Raw genomic sequence first — 4,938 nt, 5'->3', positions numbered from 1 at the left:
GGCCTGCGGCCCCGTCCGGGTCCGCGCCCCTCAGCTCGTCGAGGCGGCGCCCCCGCCCCGTCCGGCCGGGCCGTGGGTGAGCCGTCCGCCAGCGGGGCGCCGGTGGCATAAGCCGTCGTCCTGCCTGGGTACAGTCGGGCGACCGGATCACCGAGCCAGGAGGAGCACAGCCGGACATGGCGGTGGACATCCTCGACACCCGTATCCTCCGGCTGCTCATCGAGCAGCCGCGCACCAGCGTGCGCGAATACGCACGCATCCTCGGCGTGGCACGCGGCACCCTTCAGGCCCGTCTGGACCGCCTGGAGCGGGACGGGGTGATCACGGGCACAGGCCCCGCCCTCTCCCCCGCGGCGCTCGGTCACCCGGTGCTCGCCTTCGTCCACCTGGAGGTCACCCAGGGGCACCTGGACGAGGTGGGTGAGGCACTCGCGGCAGTCCCGGAGATCATCGAGGCGTTCTCCACCACCGGGGGCGGCGACCTCCTGACCCGCGTGGTGGCCCGCGACAACGGGCATCTGGAGGACGTGATCCAGCAGCTGATCCAGCTCCCCGGCGTGGTCAGGACCCGGACCGAGGTGGCTCTGCGCGAGCGCGTGGCCCACCGGGTCCTGCCGCTGGTCGAGGCGGTGGGGCGGGCAGCAGGCTCCGGCTGATCCCCGTCGGGCATGCTGGGGCCATGAACCCCCCGCGCATCCCGGCACCTTCCGTCCTCTTCGATCTCGACGGCACCCTCGTCGACAGCGAGCCGAACTACTACGAGGCGGGACGCCGGCTCCTCGCCCGGTACGGTGTGCGGGACTTCAGCTGGGAGAACCACACACGCTTCATCGGGATCGGCACCCGTGAGACCCTCACCGTCCTGCGCGAGGAGTACGGGATCGAGGCGCCGGTCGACGAACTGCTGGCCGGCAAGAACGCCCTCTACCTGGAACTCGCCGGGACCTCCACCACCGTCTTCCCCGAGATGCGCACCCTGGTCGAGCGGCTGCACGAGGGCGGGGTGCCGATGGCGGTGGCGTCGGGCTCGTCCAGGGCGGCGATCGCGGCCACGCTCGCGGTCACGGGGCTGGACGCCTGCCTCCCCCTGTACGTCTCCGCGGAGGAGGTGGCGCACGGCAAGCCGGAGCCCGATGTGTTCCTGGAAGCGGCCAGGCGGCTCGGCGTGGCGCCGGAGTCCTGTGTCCGTCCCCGGCGTACGGGCGGCTCACGCGGCGGGGATGCGCTGTGTCGCGATTCCCGACGCCGCAGCGAACGCGGACGGGACGGCGTTCGGGAAGGCCGAGCTGCTGTTCCCGGGCGGACAGGCGGAGTTCACCGCTGCGGCCGTGCTCGACTGGCTCTCCGCCGGGTGAGATCAGGCCGGACCGGCACGCCGCCCGGCCGGATCCGGCGTCCCGGGCTCCGGCCGGGCGAGCGGAGGTCCGGGGGACCGATATCCTGGTCACGCCGCGCACCCCGACGCACCGTACCGAGGCGATGAGCCCGATGAGGTCGCCGCCGCGGCAGTCGGAGCGGGCCACAATTCGAGATTGGTGTGCACAGGTGCTGGTTGCTGGACGGTACCGGCTGATATCCCCCATCGGCCGTGGCGGTATGGGCGAGGTGTGGCGCGCCACGGACGAGGTGCTGGGGCGGGCGGTGGCGGTGAAGCTGCTGCTGGGCGACCAGGCTGACGCCTCGTCGACCGCTCGCTTCCGCCTCGAGGCACAGACGGCGGCGCGTCTGAGTCACCCGCACCTGGTGGCCGTGTTCGACTTCGGCTCCTGGGAGGACCGCTTCTACCTGGTGATGGAACTGGTCGAGGGCAGGAGCCTCGGGGACCTGCTGGAGGCTCAGGAACGGGTCCATCCCGAGCAGGTGGCCCGAATCGCCGGTCAGGCGGCCGCCGGTCTGGCCGCGGCGCACCGGCAGGGCATCGTCCACCGTGACATCAAGCCCGGCAACCTGATGCTGGACGCCGACGGATCCGTGAAGATCGGGGACTTCGGCATCGCCCAGTTCGTCGACGACCCCTCGACGGCGTTGACCACAGCCGGCCACATCGTCGGTACGAGCCTGTATCTGGCTCCCGAGCGGGCCCTCGGACGCACGGCGGACTCCGCGTCGGACATGTACTCCCTCGGCTGTGTGATCTATCAACTACTGGTCGGCCAGCCGCCGTTCCGCTCGGACACGGCGACTGCGACGCTCTACCAGCACGTGGACACGCCTCCGGTACCGGTCAGGCAGCGAGGGGCGGACGTCTCCCCCGCCTTCGATTCGTATCTGCTGGGCCTGCTGGCGAAGCAGCCCGAAGACCGGCCGAGTGCCCAGCAGGTCTCCGACTGGTTCCGTACGGATGCGTGGCGCGGACGGCCGGAGCCGCTGCCGCAGCACACTCCCCCCGCCCCGTGCCCCACTGCCCCGGCCGCCTCCTCACCGGCCCCGGCTCCGGGTGCCCCGGCTTCCGGGGGCGTGTCGACGTACCGTCTGCCGCAGGCCACCGGGCGCCGGCGGGCGGCTCCCGCCCCCAGGACGTCCAGATCCGCCGCCAGGTCCGCGTCCGGACCGGTCACGGCGCGCCGGATGAGCACGAGTGAGGCCATCCGCCGCCGCCCGCGCGTGGCGAGCGCCGTGGCCGGTACGGTCGCGTTCCTGGCGGCGGTGTACCTGGGCACGATCCTCTTCGCGCCGGACACCGGAGCCGCGGACACCCCGGAGACCGGCTCGACCCCGACGGCCGGGCTCGAGTCGCCGACGCCGGCCGAACCGGCGGTGGCTCCCGCTCAGGACGGCGAGGACGACTGAGCCACCGACTCACCAGCGCGGATGGACCTCCGCGCGGATCCGGCGGTCGTACAGGTCGCGCACCGCGTCCAGGGTGCTCTGCGGGAGTGCCGGAAGCGCCGCGGCGGACGCGTTGGCCCGGGCCTGTTCCACCGAACGCGCACCGGGGATGACGCTGGTGACACCGGGCTGCTGGATGATCCAGCGCAGTGCGGTCTGCGCCGGGGTGGCGCCCTCGGGGGTGAGTCCGGCGAACTCCGCGGCGGCGGCCACGCCGGTCGCGTAGTCGATACCGGAGAAGGTCTCACCCTGGTCGAACGCCTCACCATGGCGGTTGTACGTGCGGTGGTCGTCCGGGGCGAAGACCGTGTCGGCGGTGTACTTCCCGGACAGCAGCCCGGAGGCGAGCGGAACACGCGCGATGATGCCGACCCCTGCTTCGAGGGCGGCGGGGAGGACCTCGTCGAGCGGCTTGAGGCGGAACGGGTTGAGGATGATCTGGACACTGGCGACGCCGGGCCTGGCGATGGCCGCGAGTGCCTCGGCACACGTTTCGACGCTCACCGCGTAGGCGGCGATCCGCTGCTCGGCGACCAGCGTGTCCAGGGCGTCGTACACCGCGTCCGAGGAGAGGACGGCCGTCGGCGGGCAGTGCAGCTGTACGAGATCGAGGGTGTCGACGCCGAGGTTGGTGCGTGAGCGGTCGTTCCAGGTGCGGAAGTTGTCCAGGACGTAGTTCTCCGGCAGTTGTTCGGCGCGCCTGCCCATCTTGGTGGCGACGAAGACGTCCGCGTCCGGCCGGTCCTTCAGATAGCGGCCGATGAGCTGTTCGCTGCGGCCGTCGCCGTAGACGTCCGCGGTGTCGAAGAAGGTGACGCCCGACTCGACTGCGGCGTCGAGGACGCCGAAGGCGTCGGCCTCCCCCACCTCGCCCCAGTCCCCGCCCAGCTGCCAGGTGCCCTGTCCTACGACCGATACGTCACGGCCGGTCCTGCCGAGTGTGCGCTGCTCCATGTGGAGCATGCTACGTCGGCGCGCGGGGCCGGCGCGGAGAGCCGCCGGCCCCGCGCGCCGTGCTCGGTCGCCGGTGGTCACACGGACGTGGTCGACCACGGGCTGCTGCGGGAAGCTGGTGCTGCCGTCCGGGCCGCCGGGCCGGTAGCCGCCGACGGCGAGGCCGAGGATGAGGAAGAACGACTTGTCGAGCGCCCGGGCGTTGCCGTTCAGGCCGGCGGGTGCCCTGCACCGGCAGACGGTGCCGTCGACGGACCAGATGAGGGAATCGGGTGCCCGGTCCACGGCGAAGGTGTGGAAGTCGTCGGCGAAGGCGGCCCCGCCCGGTGGTGCAGCCGGCGCCTCTTCATGCGGCGGCGCACGGTGTGAGGGGAGGAAGGCATGGTCATCACATCATTCCGGGGCAGGGGATGAGAGTCATGGTCATGACAAGCAGACACCGAGAGGTGAACGCGGGACACCCTCATACCAGGCATGTCCTTCAACACTTGATTCAAGGCAGCGGCCCGAGGTCCTCACGCGTCTGATCCGGACCGGGTGGGTACGGGTAGAGAACGCCGCGGCAGGGAACGGACAACTCATGCGCATCCGTAGTGAAATCGCCCTTCCCGCTGTTCTCACCGTCACCTTCGCCCTGCTCGCTCCGGCCGGCGCCGCGACGGCCTCCTCATCCGCCGCGCCCGCTCTCCCCGCCTGCCGGGAAAACAGCCTGCGTGTCACCGCCGCAGCTTCGGACCGGCCGGAGACGGTGCGGATCGGCGTCACCAACCACGGGGCACAGGCGTGCGCCGTCGACCGCATCCCCACGGTCGTCTTCGGTGATCTGGACGGCCACGCCCTCCCGGTTCCCGAAGGGGAGAGCGGTCCGTACCGCCTGCCGGCCGGGAGTTCCGCCTACGCCGCGGTGCGCACCCTGGATCCGTCGGCCACGGAGCTGCGGGTGGTGGACCGGCTGACCGTCGCCGGGAACCCCGCGCACCGTGGACGGACCTTCGGCGCCGCCTCGCTCGGGGCGCCGGACGGGATCCGCGTCTGGGAGCCGGTGACCACCTGGTGGCATCGCTCGAGCGCGGCGGCCGACGCGGCACTCGGGCATCACCCCGGCTGACCGGCGGCTGTGCGCGGGTCCCGCGCACAGCCGCCGCCATGCGGCGT

General features: G+C 72.2%; 4 protein-coding genes and 1 pseudogene. 4 read left to right on the top strand and 1 reads right to left on the bottom strand.

Going from position 1 to position 4,938, the window contains the following annotated elements:
* The first annotated feature begins 176 nt into the window (after positions 1 to 176).
* The 3 genes and pseudogenes from VN520_RS24985 to VN520_RS24975 all read left to right on the top strand — a co-directional run bounded on the left by VN520_RS24985 (position 177) and on the right by VN520_RS24975 (position 2,790).
* A complete protein-coding gene (locus VN520_RS24985) occupies positions 177 to 656 on the top strand; it encodes an Lrp/AsnC family transcriptional regulator (RefSeq protein ID WP_325749181.1) in 480 nt (159 codons plus the stop codon).
* Positions 657 to 679: 23 nt separating this feature from the next.
* Positions 680 to 1,355: pseudogene (locus tag VN520_RS24980) on the top strand (HAD family hydrolase).
* A 241-nt stretch (positions 1,356 to 1,596) separates the two neighbouring features.
* Entirely contained in the window at positions 1,597 to 2,790 is a 1,194-nt protein-coding gene (locus VN520_RS24975) for a serine/threonine-protein kinase (protein ID WP_325749183.1), read from the top strand.
* Between the two features lie 9 nt (positions 2,791 to 2,799).
* On the opposite strand, the gene VN520_RS24970 is transcribed toward VN520_RS24975, so the two are convergent.
* Positions 2,800 to 3,792: an aldo/keto reductase gene (locus VN520_RS24970; RefSeq protein ID WP_325749182.1), complete on the bottom strand. Its 993-nt coding sequence runs from the start codon at positions 3,790 to 3,792 to the stop codon at positions 2,800 to 2,802.
* A gap of 571 nt (positions 3,793 to 4,363) precedes the next feature.
* Here VN520_RS24970 and VN520_RS24965 point away from each other — a divergent pair.
* Complete coding sequence (locus VN520_RS24965) at positions 4,364 to 4,891, top strand: DUF4232 domain-containing protein (protein ID WP_325749180.1); 528 nt, start codon at positions 4,364 to 4,366, stop codon at positions 4,889 to 4,891.
* The last annotated feature ends 47 nt before the right edge of the window (positions 4,892 to 4,938 follow it).

The organism is Streptomyces sp. (genome assembly GCF_035563135.1).
GTDB lineage: Bacteria > Actinomycetota > Actinomycetes > Streptomycetales > Streptomycetaceae > Streptomyces.
Note: the sequence above shows the minus strand (reverse complement) of the source record. Positions and strands in the feature narration are given on the sequence as shown.

Bases quoted from the DNA above. Each gene is read 5' to 3' on its own strand.
- VN520_RS24970 (WP_325749182.1), bottom strand. From the start codon at position 3,792: ATGCTCCACATGGAGCAGCGCACACTCGGCAGGACCGGCCGTGACGTA.
- VN520_RS24985 (WP_325749181.1), top strand. From the start codon at position 177: ATGGCGGTGGACATCCTCGACACCCGTATCCTCCGGCTGCTCATCGAG.
- VN520_RS24975 (WP_325749183.1), top strand. From the start codon at position 1,597: ATGGGCGAGGTGTGGCGCGCCACGGACGAGGTGCTGGGGCGGGCGGTG.
- VN520_RS24965 (WP_325749180.1), top strand. From the start codon at position 4,364: ATGCGCATCCGTAGTGAAATCGCCCTTCCCGCTGTTCTCACCGTCACC.